We start from the raw sequence: 16,986 nt of genomic DNA, 5'->3' as shown, positions 1-16,986 counted from the left end.
GTCAGTCGCGCGCCAGCAGGCGCGGGGCAAGCTCTTTGAGCGCGCGGCGATACACCTCGCGCTTGAATGTCACCACCTGGCCCAACGGGTACCAATAGCTGACCCAGCGCCAGCCATCGAACTCCGGTTTGCCGGTCAGGTCCATCCGTACCCGCTGCTCGTTGGACACCAGGCGCAGCAGGAACCACTTCTGTTTCTGGCCGATGCACAGCGGTTGGCTGTGGGTGCGGACCAGACGTTGGGGTAAACGATAACGCAACCAGCCACGGGTGCAGGCAAGAATTTCCACGTCCTGACGCTCAAGGCCTACTTCTTCATTCAACTCGCGGTACAGAGCATCTTCCGGTGTCTCATCGGGGTTGATACCCCCTTGTGGAAACTGCCAGGCATCCTGGTTGATTCGCCGGGCCCATAGCACCTGTCCAAGATCATTCGTCAGAATGATCCCGACATTGGGGCGAAAACCATCGGGGTCGATCACGGCAGCAACCTCGCAAACGCATGTCGCCGCATTGTTCCACAAAGCCTGCAAGGCCAGCAACGCGCCCGCCATACCTTATGTGCAGCTCTGTGAAAAGTCCGTATTCTGTGGGACTTTTCAGATGTTATGCGAGTGACTCTTCAATGCGCCTGGCTTTATTCGATCTGGACAACACCCTCCTTGGCGGCGACAGCGACCACGCCTGGGGTGACTACCTGTGCGCCCGCGGCATTCTCGACCCGGTCGAGTACCAGAACCGCAACGACGCCTTCTACCAGGACTACCTGGCCGGCAAGCTGGACCTGCAGGCATACCTGAACTTCAGCCTGGAGATCCTGGCCACCACCGAGATGGCCCAGCTCGACGAATGGCATGGCGACTTCATGCGCGACTGCGTCGAACCGATCATCCTGCCCAAGGCCCTGGCCCTGCTGAAGAAGCACCGCGACGCGGGCGACAAGCTGGTCATCATCACCGCTACCAACCGCTTCATCACCGGCCCGATCGCCAAGCGCCTTGAAGTGGAAACCCTGCTGGCCACCGAATGCGAGCTGGTCGACGGCCGCTACACCGGGCGCAGCATCGACGTGCCGTGCTTCCGCGAAGGCAAGGTGACGCGCCTGAAGCGCTGGCTGGAAGAGAATGGCCTGAACCTGGAAGGCAGCTACTTCTATAGCGACTCGATGAACGACCTGCCGCTGCTGGAGCAGGTGGACAACCCGGTGGCGGTCGATCCGGACCCGAACCTGCGCGCCGAAGCCGAGAAACGCGGCTGGCCGGTGATCAGCCTGCGGGATTGAGGGAAAACGTCAGACCGGCTTGGCGCCCATCAGGCCGGCGATGGCGATGAAGCAGAGGCCGCTGAACAGAGCCAGGGCCAGGGTGAACTGCGGTATGCCCCTGGCCGGTTCGCTGCGCAGGCGGTTGATCCGGGCCAACAGCCAGAACCAGGCCAGCGCGCCAAAGGTGTAAAGCAGGCTGGAGCCCAGCACCCAGGTCTGCCCCAGCGGCCAGCCCACCAGGTGCACCAGCCACCAGCCGGTGAAGGGCAGGCTCAGCAGGCCCAGCGCCATCCCCAGCCAGAGAAAGCCCTGCGGACGCGCCAGCAGCCGCCCGTAGACCGCCGCGTCAGCCCCGCGCTGCGTACGCCAGGTCCAGACCGCCAGCCCCAGCGCGCTGCCCAGCAGCACGACGAGGGCCAGTACGTGGGCGACTTTCAGGGCGGTCAGGGTTTCCATGGCGACGATTTCCTCGGGCGTTGCTCAAAGCGTAGCCGTTCAGCCGAGAAACAGGCGGTACGCCGGGTTACCGGTTTCGTCCCAGTACGGATAGCCGATCTTCTCCAGCGCCGCCGGCACCAGGTGGCGCTCGTCCGCCGGCACCTGTAGGCCGGCGACCACGCGACCATCCGCCGCGCCGTGGTTGCGGTAGTGGAACATCGAGATGTTCCAGCGCCCGCCCAGCTTGTTGAGGAAGTTGAACAGCGCCCCCGGCCGCTCGGGGAATTCGAAGCGCAGCACCAGTTCGTCGGCGACCTCGGCATGCCCACCGACCATATGCCGCAGGTGCAGCTTGGCCAGTTCGTTGTCGGTCATGTCCAGTACCGGGAAGCCCTGCTCGGTCAGGTGCTGGATCAGCGCGCTGCGCGGGTCGGTGTCCGGGTGGGTCTGCACGCCGACGAAGATGTGCGCCTCGCCGCCAGTGTGATAGCGGTAGTTGAATTCGGTGATCTGGCGCTTGCCGATGGCCTCGCAGAAGGCCTTGAAGCTGCCCGGCTGCTCGGGAATGGTCACCGCGATGATGGCTTCGCGGCCCTCGCCCAGCTCGGCGCGCTCGGCGACATGGCGCAGGCGATCGAAGTTGACGTTGGCACCGGAGTCGATGGCCACCAGGGTCTGGCCGCTGACGCCACGCTGCTCCACGTACTTCTTGATGCCGGCCACACCCAGGGCGCCGGCCGGCTCGGTGATCGAGCGGGTGTCGTCGTAGATGTCCTTGATCGCAGCGCAGATCTCGTCGGTGCTGACGGTGAGCACTTCGTCGACATGCTCGCGGCAGATATCGAAGGTGTGCTGGCCGATCTGCGCCACCGCAACGCCGTCGGCGAACAGCCCGACCTGCGGCAGCACCACGCGCTCGCCGGCGGCCATGGCGGCCTGCAGGCAGTTGGAGTCGTCCGGTTCGACGCCGATGATCCTGATCTCCGGGCGCAGGTACTTCACATAGGCCGCAATGCCGGCGATCAGGCCGCCACCGCCGACCGGCACGAAGATCGCGTCCAGCTGGCCCGGATGCTGGCGCAGGATCTCCATGGCCACGGTGCCCTGGCCGGCGATGGTGTGCGGGTCGTCGTAGGGGTGGACGTAGACGAAGCCCTTTTCCTCCACCAGTTTCAGCGAGTAGGCCAGCGCCTCGGGGAAGGAGTCGCCATGCAGGACAACCTTGCCGCCCCGGGAACGCACGCCCTCGACCTTGATTTCCGGGGTAGTGCGCGGCATCACGATGGTCGCCTTGACCCCCATTTCCTTCGCCGCCAGGGCCAGGCCCTGGGCATGGTTGCCGGCCGAGGCGGTGACCACGCCACGGGCGCGCTCCTCTGCGCTCAACTGTGCCAGCTTGTTGTAGGCGCCGCGGATCTTGAAGGAAAACACCGGCTGCAGGTCCTCGCGCTTGAGCAGCACCTGGTTGCCGAGGCGCTTGCTCAGCTGGCCGGCGGCTTGCAGAGGGGTTTCCACGGCGACGTCGTAGACGCGCGAGGTGAGGATCTTCTTGACGTACTGTTCGAGCATCGGGAAAGCATCACAGGCGGCGGGACGGGGGATCGGAGTCTACCGCAGCGCCTTGTCGGGCGACCACAGCAAACCAGGGGTTTTAGTCGCTATAATGCCCGGCTTCACGATACTCCACCGCTTCGGAGCCCGCATGACCCAGGACCAACTCAAACAGGCCGTCGCCCAGGCCGCCGTCGATTTCATCCTGCCTAGCCTGGATGCCAAGAGCATCATCGGCGTCGGCACCGGCTCGACCGCCAACTGCTTCATCGACGCCCTGGCCCAGCACAAGACCGCCTTCGACGGCGCCGTGGCCAGTTCCGAAGCCACCGCCGCACGCCTGAAGGGCCATGGCATCCCGGTCTACGAGCTGAACACCGTGAGCGAACTGGAGTTCTACGTCGACGGCGCCGACGAAAGCGACGAACACCTGAACCTGATCAAGGGCGGCGGCGCGGCCCTGACCCGCGAGAAGATCGTCGCGGCGGTGGCCAAGACCTTCATCTGCATCGCCGACGCCAGCAAGCTGGTACCGGTGCTGGGCGCTTTCCCGCTGCCGGTGGAAGTGATCCCGATGGCCCGCAGCCATGTGGCGCGCCAACTGGTGAAACTGGGCGGCGATCCGGTGTACCGCGAGGGTGTGGTGACCGATAACGGCAACATCATCATCGACGTGCACAACCTGCAGATCACCAATCCGGTGGAGCTGGAAGCACAGATCAATGCCATCGTCGGCGTGGTGACCAATGGCCTGTTTGCGGCACGGCCGGCGGACTTGCTGTTGCTGGGTACCAGCGAAGGTGTGAAGACCCTCAAGGCCTGAGGATTTTCGCTGTAGCTGCTGGCCTCATCGCTGGTAAACCAGCTCCCACAGGGTTCTGAGTTGCCGTCAGTATCGAGGCCAGACACAGCTCCAGCGATGAGGCCCTGAAGTCAGTCAAATAGCTTCAGTCCACTGCCTTCCTGAACACATAGAACAGATTCGGCTCACTCACCAGATACAGCGTCCCCGCCCCATCCATCGCAATCCCCTCCGCCTGCGGCACGCTTTCCTTCAGCCCGTGAAACCCCTTGCGCAGCGACAGGCTCGCCAGCGGTCGCCCCTGCACATCAAGTTCCAGCACCAGCTTCGATTCATCCGACAGCGCCAACAGGTGCCCGCTGCGCTCATCGAACTGCAGGCTGGACAGGTCCCGCACGAACAACCGCGCATCGCGCTTGCGGTCCTGCACCACATGCACCGCATACGGCTGCTCCGGGTTGTCATGGGGGAAGCCATGCACTTCGTAGATCAGCATCGGGTCGCGTTCCTTGGCCACGAACAGGCGCTTGCCCTGCTGATCGAAGGCCAGGCCCTCGAACCCCTTGTTGCCATTGAGGCCGATGCCCAGGGTCAGCTGCTCGGCGTCCTTGGCATCGAGGAACGGCGTGTCGTCGTCGAGCCGCACGCGGATCAAGCGCTGCTGGCGCTCGTCGGTGATCACGTAGCTGTCACGCCCGACATACTCCACCGCCTCCGGATCGCCAAAACCGGTCAGCGGCACCCGGCGCAGGATGCGACCGTCCAGCGACAGCTCGATCAGCTCGGGGGACTTGTTGGTGACGGTGAACAGGCTGTTGCGGTCCGGATCGTAGGTCAGCGCGGAGATGTCCTTGTCCAGGCCTTCGACGGGCTTCGCCTCGATCTCCACCTGGTAGCGATCAAGGCCGATGCTCTGCTGCGCGGGCTGCAGCCAAGTGGTGAGGTTGAACCAGCCACGCTCGAACAGACGATAGTGCTGCCCTGCCAAGACAAGAACGGTCAGCAGGGCAATCGACAGGACAGGCAGCAGGAAGCGCACACGCATGGGGAGACTCAGGCGGGGAAACGGAACGGCCTGAATCTAACCATAGCCAGCTGAAACGAAGCTTAATGCCACTATCGGAAAAATCCGACGGTGCTCACTCCTTGCGGAAGCGGTAGAAAAGGTTCGGCTCGCTGACCATGTACAGGGTGCCCGCCTCGTCCATCGCCACGCCTTCGGCACGCGGGATGCGCTTGGCCAGGCCATTGAAGCCGCCAAGCAGGGTCATGAAGCTGACCTGCTCGCCCTTCTCGTCCAGCTCCAGAAGCATGTTGGAGTCGGCGGACAGTGCCAGCAGGTGCCCGGTACGCGGATCGATGCCGAGGGCGGATAGGTTGCGCAGGTCGAGGTCGTCGTTGGCCAGTTCCTGTTTGCTGCCGGTCAGGTCCGAACGACCATCGGTACTCCAGGTGAACAGCCGCGGCGGACGCTCTTCGCCAAGCACCAGGCGTTGTTGCGCCGGGTCCCAGGCAATCGATTCGAAGGCCTTGTTCTGGTCCTCCGAAGGGCCGAGGTCGTATTGCGGGAAATCCTTGATGTTCAGCTCGCGGGTCGCGTCGTCGAGACGGACCAGGACCAGATGGTGCAGGCGCTCATCAACGATGGCTATGCGCCCGTCCGCCATCACCGCCACGCCCTCCGGGTTGGCCCAGCCCACCAGCGGGATCTTGCGCAGCACGTCGCCGTCCAGGGTCAGCTCGACCAGGAACGGGTTCTTGCCCATAACGGCGAACAGGGTCTTGCGCTGCGGATCGTAGGCAAGGTCGGAAGCCTCGTCCTTCTCCATGCCCGGCAGCACCTTGGCGTCGATATCAGCGTGGTAGTCCGGCAACCAGACACTGGCCTTCTGCTCGACCTGACTCTCGAAACGCTCCTGCAACCACAGGAACCCGCGGTCATCCCAATGCATGGCGATGGCCACGCCGTAGCCGATCACGGCAGCAGCGGCCAGCCAGGTGGACCAGCGACGGACGATGGGGCGTTTGCGTGCGGACGGCGGGGTGCCGTCGGAGACGAGGGGAGCGGCCATTGGAGAATTCCCTGTTGTTTTCCCGGCTGACGGACGCAGCCGCGGGACCGGGTGGGAATTATCCAGATGTTTTGTGAAAAATATGACAAAAGCCGATGAAGTGCACTTGCAGGAGCCGGCGTGCCGGCTCCTGCAAAGCCAGGCGAAATCAGCCGGTGACGAGCACCCGGCTCTCGAAACGGCTGGCACCCGGCAGTTCCAGGACCAGCTCGTCCCCAGGATTCAGCGGACCGACGCCCACCGGGGTGCCGGTCAGGATCACGTCGCCGGCCTGCAGGGAGAACTGCGAGGCCATGTGCTGGATCATCGGCACGATGGGGTTGAGCATCAGCGCGCTGTTGCCGTCCTGGCGCACTTCACCGTTGATGGTCAGGCGGATGCCGATATCGGCAAGGTCTTCGAAGGTGCTGGCGACGACGAACGGCGCCAGCACGCAGGCGCCGTCGAAGCACTTGGCGCGTTCCCAGGGCAGGCCCTTGTCCTTCAGTTGCGACTGCAGGTCGCGCAGGGTCAGGTCCAGGGCCGGGGCGAACCCGGAAATGGCATCCAGCACCTCTTCCTCGGACGGCTGCGGCGACAGCGACTTGCCCAGTAGCACGGCGATTTCCGCTTCGTAATGCACCGATCCGCGCTCGCTCGGAATGGCGAAACCGCCTTCCAGCGGCACCACACAGCTGCCCGGCTTGATGAACAGCAGCGGCTCGGTGGGGATCGGATTGTCCAGTTCCTTGGCGTGCTCGGCGTAGTTGCGTCCGATGCACACCACCTTGCCCAGGGTGAAGTGGATGCGCGTCCCGTCTACATATTGGTGCTGATAATTCATGACCGACTCCTGGTGCTGGTTGAATCCGTGGCAGCGGCTCACTCGGGGGCGAAGATCTTGCCCGGGTTCATGATCCCGTTGGGATCGAATACCGCCTTGACTGCTTTCATGTATGCAATTTCCGCCGCCGAGCGGCTGTAGGCAAGGTAATCGCGCTTGGTCATGCCGACGCCATGCTCGGCGGAGATCGAACCGTTGTACTTCTCGACGGTTTCGAACACCTGCTTGTTGACCACGGCACACTTGGCGAAGAACTCGTCCTTGCCCATGTCGTCTGGCTTAAGGATGTTCAGGTGCAGGTTGCCATCACCGATATGCCCGTACCAGACCACTTCGAAGTCCGGATAGTACGCCGTGACGATGGCGTCGATATCGCGCAGGAACGCCGGGACCCTGGCCACCGTCACCGAAATGTCGTTCTTGTACGGGGTCCAGTGGGAGATGGTCTCGGACAGGTATTCGCGCAGCTTCCACAGATTGCGCAGTTGCTGCTCGCTCTGGCTCATCACCCCGTCCAGCACCCAGCCTTGCTCGACGCAGTGTTCGAACAGGGCCAGCGCCTCGTTGGCCACGTTCTCGGTGGTGGCCTCGAATTCCAGCAAGGCATAGAACGGGCATTCGGTGGCGAACGGCGCGGGTACGTCGCCGCGACCGAGGATCTTCGCCAGGCCCTTGTCGGAGAAGAACTCGAAGGCGGTCAGGTCGAGCTTGCCCTGGAATGCATGCAGCACCGGCATGATGGAGTCGAAGTCCGGGGTGCCGAGGACCATCGCGGTGAGGTTCTTCGGCGCCCGGTCGAGGCGCATGGTGGCCTCCACCACGAAGCCCAGGGTGCCTTCGGCACCGATGAACAGCTGGCGCAGGTCGTAGCCGGTAGCGTTCTTGATCAGGTCCTTGTTCAGTTCCAGCAGTTCGCCGGCGCCGGTGACCACCTTGAGGCCGGCCACCCAGTTGCGGGTCATGCCGTAGCGAATCACCTTGATTCCGCCGGCATTGGTACCGATATTGCCACCAATCTGGCTGGAGCCGGACGACGCGAAGTCTACCGGGTAATACAGCCCCTGCTCTTCGGCGAAAGCCTGCAACTGCGCGGTGACCACGCCTGGCTGGCACACCACGGTGCGGTCGAAGGCATTGAAGTCGAGGATGCGGTTCATGTAGTCGAAGGACACCACGACTTCGCCATTGGCCGCCACGGCAGCGGCGGAGAGCCCGGTGCGTCCGCCCGACGGGACCAGCGCGACCTTGTGCCGGTTGGCCCAGCGGACGATGGCCTGGACCTGATCGACGGTCTTGGGGAAGACGATGGCCGACGGGGCCGGGGGGAAGTGCTTGGTCCAGTCCTTGCCCCAGGCTTCGAGGGACGCGGGGTCGGTGAGGACCTTGCCAGGCTCGACAAGGGTCTTCAGTTCATCGATCAGAACGGGGTCGGTCATCGGCGGAACTCTCGAACTTTTCATGGTCACCCTGAGCACACTTCACGTGCCGGGGATGGTCTGAGCGCGGCGTCGGTATGCTAGCATACGCCCCCCGCTGATCGAGCTTTCCCGCCGACTCTGCGAGCGCTTCACTTCCCTGCCATTTTTCTCCGGGACACAGGTTTACGCAGATGAGCAAGACTTCTCTCGATAAGAGCAAGATCAAGTTCCTTCTTCTCGAAGGGGTCCACCAGAACGCCGTGGACGTCCTCAAGGCCGCCGGGTACACCAACATCGAGTACCTCACCGGTTCCCTGCCGGAAGCCGAGCTGAAGGAAAAGATCGCCGATGCCCACTTCATCGGTATCCGCTCCCGCACCCAACTGACCGAAGAGATCTTCGATTGCGCCAAGAAACTGGTCGCTGTCGGCTGTTTCTGCATCGGCACCAACCAGGTCGACCTGGACGCGGCTCGCGAGCGCGGCATCGCCGTGTTCAACGCCCCGTACTCCAACACCCGCTCCGTTGCCGAGCTGGTGCTGGCCGAGGCCATCCTGCTGCTGCGCGGCATCCCTGAGAAAAATGCGTCCTGCCACCGTGGCGGCTGGATCAAGAGCGCGGCCAACTCCTTCGAGATCCGTGGCAAGAAACTGGGCATCGTCGGCTACGGTTCGATCGGCACCCAGCTGTCGGTCCTGGCCGAGAGCCTGGGCATGCAGGTGTTCTTCTTCGACCCGCTGACCAAGCTGCCGCTGGGCAACGCGACCCAGGTCACCAGCCTGCACGAACTGCTCGGCCTGGCCGACATCGTCTCGCTGCACGTGCCTGAGCTGCCATCCACCCAGTGGATGATCGGCGAGAAGGAAATCCGCGCGATGAAGAAGGGCTCGATCCTGATCAACGCCGCCCGCGGCACCGTGGTCGAACTGGACCACCTGGCCGCCGCGATCCGCGACAAGCACCTGATCGGCGCCGCCATCGACGTGTTCCCGGTCGAGCCGCGCTCGAACGACGAAGAGTTCGAAAGCCCGTTGCGTGGCCTGGACAACGTGATCCTGACCCCGCACATCGGTGGTTCCACCGCCGAAGCCCAGGCCAACATCGGCCTGGAAGTGGCCGAGAAGCTGGTCAAGTACAGCGACAACGGTACTTCGGTGTCCTCGGTCAACTTCCCTGAAGTTGCCCTGCCGGCGCACCCGGGCAAGCACCGCCTGCTGCATATCCACGAAAACATCCCGGGCGTGCTCAGCGAGATCAACAAGGTCTTCGCCGAGAACGGCATCAACATCTCCGGTCAGTTCCTGCAGACCAACGAGAAAGTCGGTTACGTGGTGATCGACGTCGACGCCGACTACTCCGACCTGGCGCAAGAGAAACTGCAACAGGTCAAGGGCACCATCCGTTCCCGCGTCCTGTTCTGAGTTCGCTTCGCTGTTGAAAAGGGAGGCCCTGGTGGCCTCCCTTTTTATTGGTCGGACAAAAACGGAAGTTACACGAATGCGCGAGAAATATTTCAACTACCGTTAAACATCCCGGGTGTGACGTGGTCACAAGGGGCACGTTGACCGTGGCAAACCAGAAAGCTGCGGCAATACTGTGTTAATTGCCAATAAAAAGGGGCTCGAATGCGTTTTCTTACCGGGGCATTGTTTGCCGCCAGCCTTCTAAGTCCGTGGGCTCACGCGGAACTGATGGACGACGTCAGCGACCGCAACGAGTTGCGCATTGCCATCGAAGCGAAGATGCCGCCGTTCAACTTCCGCGATACCGCCGGGCAACTGAGTGGTTTCGAAGTGGAACTAGGACAGATGCTTGCCCGTGAACTGGACGTCAACGCGTCCTTCGTCGAGGTGACGGCCGATGCCCTGCTGCCTGGCGTGCAGAGCGGCAAGTACGATATTGCCCTGAACCAGGTCGCGGTCAGTGCGGAACTGGAAGAACGCCTGGATTTCAGCACGCCCTACAGCTATACCCGCGCCCAGTTGATCGTGCGCCGCGAAGAGAAGCGACCGCTGCACAGCCTCGAAGCGTTCAAGGGACATAGCCTGGGCTTCGTCCAGGGCAGCTCGTTCGCCGAGCAGGCCAAGGCGGTCGAGGGCGTGGACCTGCGCGGTTATCAGGATCCGGCGCAGCCGATCAAGGAAGTGGCCGATGACCAGATCGACGCAGTGATCAGCGATCGCCTGCTGGTGCCCTACGCGATTCGCGACAGCAAGCTGCCCGTGGAGGAAGGCGCCAGCGTCGGCCCGGTGCTGAGCCTGGCGATTCCGTTCCAGAAGGGCAACCCGGCCTTCCAGAGTGCGCTGGACAATGCCCTGCAGCGGATCAAGGCGGATGGCCGGCTGGCCGAGCTGTCGAAGAAGTGGTTCGGGGTGGATGCCAGCGAGCCGCCGAAGCCCTAGCTCTTCATTGCTACTGAAGGCCTCATCACTGGCAAGCGAGCGATGAGGCTTTGAAGTTCAGAGCGAATCCAGTTCCTGGCTCGCCTCTTCCAGCTCAAGCTCACTGAACACCGACACCCCCTCCCGCCGCAGCAAGGCCGCAGTCACCCCTTCGCCGCCAACCTTGCTGCCGCTGAACGTCCCGTCGTACACCAGCCGGTTGCCACACGAAGGGCTGCCGGACTTCAGCACCGCCACCCGGATCTCATGACGGCGCACCAGCTCCAGCGCCTGTCGGGCCCCCGCCAGAAACGCCGCGCTGACATCCTCGCCAAGCACCGTCACCACCTGCGCCCCGCCATCCAGCACCTCGCCGCCCTGCCCGCCGGGAATCTCCGCGGGCGGGCGCGGCGTCGGCAGGCCACCGGCGACTTCCGGGCACAGCGGCACCACCCGGCCTTGTTCCTGCCAGAGCCGCAACAGATCAGGATGGCCACTGGCGCGCCCGTCATAACGCACCGGCTGGCCGAGCAGGCAGGCGCTCACCAGCACTCGCGGCAGGTCAGAACGGTTCGTTGCCACGGCGGCGGAACCAGCCGGTGACCGACAGGCGCTCGCGATTGGCGGCGAGCACTTCATGAGGCAGGTCGGCAGACATGAACACGATCAGGCTGCCACCCACTGGCGGCAGGTCCTGCTCGCGGCCATCGGCGAAGTAGACGCGCAGCTCGCCACCATCGGCAGGCTGCCAGTCGTCGTTGAGGTAGATGATCGCCGACACCGTCCGTCGGTCGTCATCGCGGAAGCGATCCAGGTGCTTGCGATAGAAAGTCCCCGGCGGGTACAGGGCGAAATGGCACTCGAAATCCTCCAGGCCCAGGTACAGGTCGCGATTGAGCGCCTCGCGCAGGCTGTCCATCAGCGCCAGGTACTGGTCGCAGGCTTCGGACTGGCCGGGTTCGAGCCACAGGATATGGTCGCCGCGAATCCCCTCGCGGACCTCCTGGCCCTGGCCACGACCTACTCCGGCCGGCGCCAGCTCACCCTCGGCCTTGCGCCGCCGGCACTCGGCCGCCAGCGCCCGGGTCAGGGCGTCGGGAAGGAAAATGGCCTGCCGCGACCAGCCCTGGTTGGCCAGGTCGTCGACGATGCCGAGCAACTGCGGATGTTCGGAGGATATGTGCATGCCGCGCATGGTAGCGGGCCGCCGGGCAAACCGACAGCGCCACTTGGTCGCATCGCGTCACGGGCTTCTCGACAAAGGCCCGCAAGGCCACGGACAATAGCGGCCTGCCGACAGGAGTCCTGAATGCGCCGTCTGTTTTTTCTGTTGTTGATCATCTGCACCACGCCTGTCCGGGCAGACTCCCTCGATCAGCTGTACAAGGTCGCCGGCTGGCCTGAGCAGCGCGCCCACTTCTCCGATGCCATCGCTGCCGCCCAGCAGCGCTACCAGAAAAGCCTGCCGCCCGCGGTATTCCAGGCGCTGGTGGAGAACAGCAACCAGCGTTTCGAAGCCAAGGCCGTGGACCGCCGCGCCGAGGCCCAGTTGCGCGCCAACCTGAGCAACCCCGCGCCCGCGCTGGACTTCTTCCAGTCGCCGCTGGGGCGCAAGGTGGTGGCCGCCGAACTGCTCGCTACCCGCCGCGACCAGTTGGCGAAGAACGCCAAGGGCCTGCCGAAGATCGAGGCCAGCGACACCCGCCTGCTGATCGTCGGCCACCTGGCCCAGGCCCTGCCGGCCCGCGAAGCCGGTGCCGAAGTCAGCCTGGCGATCGCCGGCGTGGCAGCCGACAGCCTCAGCCAGATGATTCCCGGCCTGTTTGGCGGCGGCCAGGCCCAGGGCCTGCTGGACGGCCAGCGCCAGCGCCTGATGCAGCAGATCGGCGAAGACCTGAACAACACCCTGCTGTACGTCTACCGCGACCTGTCCGACGCCGAGCTGGAAGAGTTCGCCACCTTTGCCGAATCCAGCGAAGGCCAGGCCTACTACAAGGCGGCCCTGGCCGCGATCCGCGCCGGCCTCGCCGTCGGCCAGAGCAGCTCAGACCTGCGCTGATCAGCCCAGGCGCTGGCCGATGAACGCCAGGTAGCGCTGGCGGATCTCCGGCAGCTCATTGGCCAGGTGGTGCCGTGCTTGCGGCAGCAGGAGGACCTGCGGGGCATCGAACTTGCTCCTGAGCACCTCCAGGTTGTAGCGCCAGTCCACCGTCATGTCCTGCTCACCCTGCACGATCAGCGGCCGCCGCGTACTGCCCGGCGCTGCCTCGATGCGCCGCACCCATTCCAGCAACGCGCCGACCCAGGCAGTGGGCAGGCGTCGTGGTTGAAGCGGGTCGGCCAGGAGGAACGGGAGGAAGGTCGGATCGTTGCTGTTTTCGCTGAAACGCCGGTCAATGCCGTTCACGAAAGGCCGCAGCATCCAGTAGCTGAGTTTCGACCAGCCCCAGGCCCGCGGCCGTACCAGCGGCGCCAACAGGACCACTTCGCCCGTCACCGGGCTGTGCTCACCGCGGTGCAGCAGATGGTCGACCGCGATGGCGCCGCCGGTGCTCTGCCCGCACAGGTGCCAGGGTTGCGGCAATTGCAGCGCGCCGGCCTGCTCGAACAAGGCATCGAGGACCTGCTGGTACACCGCGAAGTCATCGATGCTGGCCCGCTCGCCACTGGACAGCCCGTGCCCCGGCAGGTCGCAGGAAAGCACTGCGAAGCGCTGCCCAAGCGCCCAGTCGATCACATGCCGGTACAGACCCATGTGGTCGTAGAAGCCATGCAGCACCACAAGGGTCGCCACCGGTTCGGCGGGCAGCCAGGCCTGGGCGACCACGTCGAAGCCAGCGCAGGAAAAGCGCCCCAGCCAGCTCGCCGCACGCGGCGCGCGATCCAGTCCATAGAAACGCTGGTACGCCTGGCCCTCGACCGACAACGGCTGGCGTGCCGCCAATGCAGGCAGGCTGGCACGCAGTGAATCGGCTTGGAACGAGGCGGACATGGCGGATTTCCGGAAAGGCGGCAAAGGATTGATCTGCGATATTCATCTGTCGGCGGGGGCATGGCAAGCTGGCCCCCTTCAATTTGCCGGGATTGCCCATGTCGGGGAAAAAGCTGATCGCCGCCCTCACCCTCCTGCTGTGTGCCGCCGGGTTATGGTGGGCCTATGACAATTTCCAGCGCCAGTACCTGCGTCCGTTCGACAACCAGACCGCGCTGTTCAGCGGCGACCGGCTGCGCCTGCCACCAGAACTCGCCGGCCCCGGACCGATCCGCCTGGTGCACTTCTGGGATCCGGCCTGCCCGTGCAATGTCGGCAACCAGCAGCACCTGGGCGAGCTGATCGAGCACTACGCGCCGCAGGGTGTGTCTTTCCACGTGGTCCAGAAGCCCGGCAGCCACGGCCAGCTTCCCGCCAACCTCACGGCACTCAAGCCCATCGCCAGCCTGCCCGGCGCCGAGCACCTGCCGGCCAGCCCGGCCGTGGCGATCTGGGACCGCGAAGGCAACCTCGCCTACTTCGGGCCGTACAGCGAAGGCGCGACCTGCAATGCCAGCAACAGCTTCATCGAACCGATCCTGCAGGCCCTGACCCAGGGCCGGCCGGTACAGGTAACGCAGACGATGGCGGTGGGCTGTTACTGCCCGTGGGGGCAGTGATACCCGGCCGAACCTGAGCCTGGACCGATAACTATCTACACCCTTGGGGAGGACACCACCTCGTAGGTTTCGCGCATACAAGCAAAGGAGAGCCTGTATGTCGAATCCTGTGAATCTACCCCCAAGCCCTGTCAAAGGCATTTATCCGGGCAATGACCGGCTGCACGACCTGCATGCCTTTAGATGGGCAAACGATTTCATTCCTCGTCATCACTACATCTCGCGCTTCCGTCCTGGCAGCCTGGTGATCGATGTGGTCGAAGAGATCGAGACCGAGCGTAAAACGGTCGAACAGCAATACAAGGAAAACGAGAAATCCCTGAAGGCCGAGCTCGATCAACAGGTCATCGGGATCACCGGCTCGCTCAAGGGGCTGGATCAGCGGGTTTCCATCGAGCGCCAGCTATCCGCCATAGAGCGGTTGCTGGAGCAGAAGCAAGCCGCACGGGACATCGCCTGGAAGTCCGCCCTGGCGTTCTACGGCGTTGACCCGGTCTCCAGGACCTCTACGGATTACCTGCGCGCCGCCCATCAGCCCTCACTGGGGACCGATCCGAAACAGGCCTGGCTCGCTTCCTACAAGGCGGCCTTTGAAGCCCGTCTGCTGGCCCAGTCGATCGACCAGCTGAGATCACGCGCGCAGAAGCTCACCATCGAGAAGATCCAGGCCGAGCAGCGCCTGCATGGACAGGCGCAAAACAGCCTGGACCGGAACTCGCTGGAAATACAGCGACTGCAGGCGGAACTGGCGCAGGCACGACACGCACTGCAAGTCGGCCTGCAACAGGCCTGGGAGTGCCTGGAGCACTGTTCCCATCACCGGTTCGACGCGATCGACCCATCTACGGCAACGGCGTTTTCTGCGGAACTGGAAGATGATATCGCCGCGCTGCTCCAGGCAGCCTACGCCGTACGGTCCTCACGCCAAGGTGTCGAAACCTCGATCCTAAAGCTCGGGGCCCCCGCCAAACTGTTGCAGTCCTGGGTCGCGACCGCCAAGCCCTTCCAGATTTCCGATGCCACCTGCGGCGCAGCCAGCACCCTCTCGCAACAGACCTTCATGTTCATCGACAACCATCACGCGACCTGGCCCGAAGAGTCCGCGCGGATTGCCGAATACATCGAGCATCTTGAAGCCGCGCTCAGCGAGGTCCGGGACGGGCTGGTGCGCATGGCCGCACTGGAAGGCCTGGAAATCCCCCAGCTTCCGGTCACCTACTCGCTGACAGCCAGCGCTGCGGGGCTGCCGCAGGTGATCACGCCCTCCCCCCTGTCGATGGCGGTGTTCGCCTCCAAGGGCAGCGTCCTGCGCAAGGGCCTAGGGCATGTGCTGCCAAAAGCCGGCCTCGCGGGCAAGGTGCTTCACGTGGCGTCCCTGCTGGCGTTCTCCATGAAGCTGGGCCAAGGCGAGCGCCATGGCATCAGCGTGCCGTTTACCGACATGACGCTGAGCATCGACTGGGAGCAGTTGAAGGCCAGCATCGGTGAATCGATACCCCTGCCGATTCGGCTCATCTCCGGCTTGCTGGATGGAAAATCGCAGATCGAAATTGCCACGACCGGCTCCGACGCCCTCCCCGCGGACGTGCCGGTCCGCGCGGCGACCTGGGACGCTGAACAGGGCGCCTGGCGCTTCACCACCGACGGCCCCGGCCCGATCACCGTGCTCTGGACTCCGGAGCAGCAGCCTGCGGACAACTCGACGGCGACAGTGCCATCCGCGCTCGAACTCAGCGGTCTCTATCCCGGCAGGATCAGCATCCAGACGAGGCCGCAGATCCTGCCGTTCCCGGAGCTCGACGATATCCGGCCGGATGACTACATCGTGGTCTTCCCGGCGGATTCGGGGCTTGAGCCTGTTTACCTCATGTTCAAGAGCCCGCGGGATTATGCGGGCGTCGCCACAGGGACCGGGCAGAACATCTCTGGGACCTGGCTCGGAACTGCAGGTACACAGCAGGGCTCACCAATACCGTCTCGAATCGCGGACCACCTGAGGGGACGGACATTCAGCAACTGGGATCGAATGCGCGAAGCCATCTGGAAGGCGGTCGCTGCTGATGCCGAGCTTAGCCAACAGTTCATTCCTTCGAATGTTGTAAGAATGCGGGAGGGCTTAGCACCAATGGCCACAAGCCAAGAGCACAACAAAAGTAAAAAATCCTTCGAGCTGCATCATGTCCACCAAATTGCCAAAGGAGGAGCCGTATACGACATTGACAACATTGTGGTCATGACTCCGAAACAGCATGCCGAAGCTCATAAAGGGGGGAGCCAGCAATGAACACCAAACAGAAGATTGAAGACTATACCGAGGCCGAGTTCATCCAGTTGGTGGAGGAGTTCTTCGAAAACCGCTCAGGCTTGAAGGGCAACGCCTTCGGCAAATATCTGGACCACCTCACCAGTGAGTTCGAACGCCTGACCGAGCACCCCGCAAAATCCGACCTGATTTACTACCCCGAAGAAGGGCATAGCGCGACCCCTCAGTCGATCGTCAATCACGTCAAGGAATGGCGCGCCGCCAACGGCAAACCCGGCTTCAAGTCGGCCTGATAGAAAATCAGGAAAACGACGCGGACCCACT

Annotated in this window: 18 protein-coding genes; 8 read left to right on the top strand and 10 right to left on the bottom strand. The window is 63.7% G+C overall.

Features of this window, described 5'->3' with window-relative positions; translation table 11 throughout:
* Position 1: 1 nt before the first annotated feature.
* On the bottom strand, positions 2-481 hold the full coding sequence (locus tag V0R59_RS06790) for an RNA pyrophosphohydrolase (protein WP_009396722.1): 480 nt from the start codon (positions 479-481) through the stop codon (positions 2-4).
* A 143-nt stretch (positions 482-624) separates the two neighbouring features.
* On the opposite strand from V0R59_RS06790, the gene V0R59_RS06785 reads away from it, so the two are divergent.
* Entirely contained in the window at positions 625-1,281 is a 657-nt protein-coding gene (locus V0R59_RS06785; RefSeq protein ID WP_330073666.1) for a histidinol-phosphatase, read from the top strand.
* A 9-nt stretch (positions 1,282-1,290) separates the two neighbouring features.
* Here the strand turns inward: V0R59_RS06785 and V0R59_RS06780 are convergent, their stop codons facing one another.
* Complete coding sequence (locus tag V0R59_RS06780) at positions 1,291-1,719, bottom strand: DUF2269 family protein (protein WP_330073667.1); 429 nt, start codon at positions 1,717-1,719, stop codon at positions 1,291-1,293.
* 39 nt (positions 1,720-1,758) lie between these two features.
* A complete protein-coding gene (gene ilvA, locus V0R59_RS06775) occupies positions 1,759-3,270 on the bottom strand; it encodes a threonine ammonia-lyase, biosynthetic (protein ID WP_330073668.1) in 1,512 nt (503 codons plus the stop codon).
* A gap of 133 nt (positions 3,271-3,403) precedes the next feature.
* Between ilvA and rpiA the strand changes: the two genes are divergently transcribed.
* Positions 3,404-4,075 carry a ribose-5-phosphate isomerase RpiA gene (gene rpiA / locus V0R59_RS06770; RefSeq protein ID WP_075802888.1) on the top strand — a complete coding sequence of 224 codons (672 nt, stop codon included), beginning with the start codon at positions 3,404-3,406 and terminating at the stop codon, positions 4,073-4,075.
* Positions 4,076-4,199: 124 nt separating this feature from the next.
* Here rpiA and V0R59_RS06765 read toward each other — a convergent pair whose 3' ends face one another.
* From V0R59_RS06765 to V0R59_RS06750, 4 genes are all read right to left on the bottom strand, one after another.
* Positions 4,200-5,099 carry an SdiA-regulated domain-containing protein gene (locus V0R59_RS06765; protein ID WP_330073669.1) on the bottom strand — a complete coding sequence of 300 codons (900 nt, stop codon included), beginning with the start codon at positions 5,097-5,099 and terminating at the stop codon, positions 4,200-4,202.
* A gap of 94 nt (positions 5,100-5,193) precedes the next feature.
* Positions 5,194-6,126 carry an SdiA-regulated domain-containing protein gene (locus V0R59_RS06760; RefSeq protein WP_330073670.1) on the bottom strand — a complete coding sequence of 311 codons (933 nt, stop codon included), beginning with the start codon at positions 6,124-6,126 and terminating at the stop codon, positions 5,194-5,196.
* Between the two features lie 148 nt (positions 6,127-6,274).
* The gene (locus V0R59_RS06755) at positions 6,275-6,949 is read right to left on the bottom strand and encodes a fumarylacetoacetate hydrolase family protein (protein WP_330073671.1); all 675 of its coding nucleotides are present in this window, start codon (positions 6,947-6,949) and stop codon (positions 6,275-6,277) included.
* A gap of 38 nt (positions 6,950-6,987) precedes the next feature.
* On the bottom strand, positions 6,988-8,385 hold the full coding sequence (locus tag V0R59_RS06750) for an FAD-binding oxidoreductase (protein ID WP_330073672.1): 1,398 nt from the start codon (positions 8,383-8,385) through the stop codon (positions 6,988-6,990).
* A 173-nt stretch (positions 8,386-8,558) separates the two neighbouring features.
* On the opposite strand from V0R59_RS06750, the gene serA reads away from it, so the two are divergent.
* Together serA and V0R59_RS06740 are read left to right on the top strand one after the other, a co-directional pair.
* Positions 8,559-9,788 (top strand): phosphoglycerate dehydrogenase, encoded by a 1,230-nt coding sequence (serA, locus tag V0R59_RS06745; protein WP_330073673.1) that lies wholly within the window; start codon positions 8,559-8,561, stop codon positions 9,786-9,788.
* Between the two features lie 204 nt (positions 9,789-9,992).
* Entirely contained in the window at positions 9,993-10,769 is a 777-nt protein-coding gene (locus V0R59_RS06740) for a transporter substrate-binding domain-containing protein (RefSeq protein ID WP_330073674.1), read from the top strand.
* Positions 10,770-10,826: 57 nt separating this feature from the next.
* Here V0R59_RS06740 and V0R59_RS06735 read toward each other — a convergent pair whose 3' ends face one another.
* Positions 10,827-11,330, bottom strand: coding sequence for a DUF523 domain-containing protein (locus tag V0R59_RS06735; RefSeq protein ID WP_446033240.1), 504 nt, complete (start codon positions 11,328-11,330; stop codon positions 10,827-10,829).
* The gene (locus tag V0R59_RS06730) at positions 11,311-11,943 is read right to left on the bottom strand and encodes a 2OG-Fe(II) oxygenase (protein ID WP_330073675.1); all 633 of its coding nucleotides are present in this window, start codon (positions 11,941-11,943) and stop codon (positions 11,311-11,313) included. Before V0R59_RS06730 ends, V0R59_RS06735 begins: the two co-directional genes overlap by 20 nt.
* Before the next feature lie 114 nt (positions 11,944-12,057).
* On the opposite strand from V0R59_RS06730, the gene V0R59_RS06725 reads away from it, so the two are divergent.
* Complete coding sequence (locus V0R59_RS06725) at positions 12,058-12,807, top strand: hypothetical protein (protein ID WP_330073676.1); 750 nt, start codon at positions 12,058-12,060, stop codon at positions 12,805-12,807.
* Here the strand turns inward: V0R59_RS06725 and V0R59_RS06720 are convergent, their stop codons facing one another.
* Positions 12,808-13,740: a phospholipase BipL gene (locus V0R59_RS06720; RefSeq protein WP_330073677.1), complete on the bottom strand. Its 933-nt coding sequence runs from the start codon at positions 13,738-13,740 to the stop codon at positions 12,808-12,810.
* A 98-nt stretch (positions 13,741-13,838) separates the two neighbouring features.
* On the opposite strand from V0R59_RS06720, the gene V0R59_RS06715 reads away from it, so the two are divergent.
* The 3 genes from V0R59_RS06715 to V0R59_RS06705 all read left to right on the top strand — a co-directional run bounded on the left by V0R59_RS06715 (position 13,839) and on the right by V0R59_RS06705 (position 16,955).
* Positions 13,839-14,399, top strand: coding sequence for a DUF6436 domain-containing protein (locus V0R59_RS06715; protein ID WP_330073678.1), 561 nt, complete (start codon positions 13,839-13,841; stop codon positions 14,397-14,399).
* A 97-nt stretch (positions 14,400-14,496) separates the two neighbouring features.
* A complete protein-coding gene (locus tag V0R59_RS06710) occupies positions 14,497-16,683 on the top strand; it encodes an S-type pyocin domain-containing protein (protein WP_330073679.1) in 2,187 nt (728 codons plus the stop codon).
* Positions 16,680-16,955, top strand: coding sequence for a bacteriocin immunity protein (locus V0R59_RS06705; protein ID WP_330073680.1), 276 nt, complete (start codon positions 16,680-16,682; stop codon positions 16,953-16,955). Before V0R59_RS06710 ends, V0R59_RS06705 begins: the two co-directional genes overlap by 4 nt.
* Positions 16,956-16,986 lie beyond the last annotated feature (31 nt).

It is taken from the genome of Pseudomonas ulcerans, from assembly GCF_036324125.1.
GTDB lineage: Bacteria > Pseudomonadota > Gammaproteobacteria > Pseudomonadales > Pseudomonadaceae > Aquipseudomonas > Aquipseudomonas ulcerans.
Note: the sequence above shows the minus strand (reverse complement) of the source record. Positions and strands in the feature narration are given on the sequence as shown.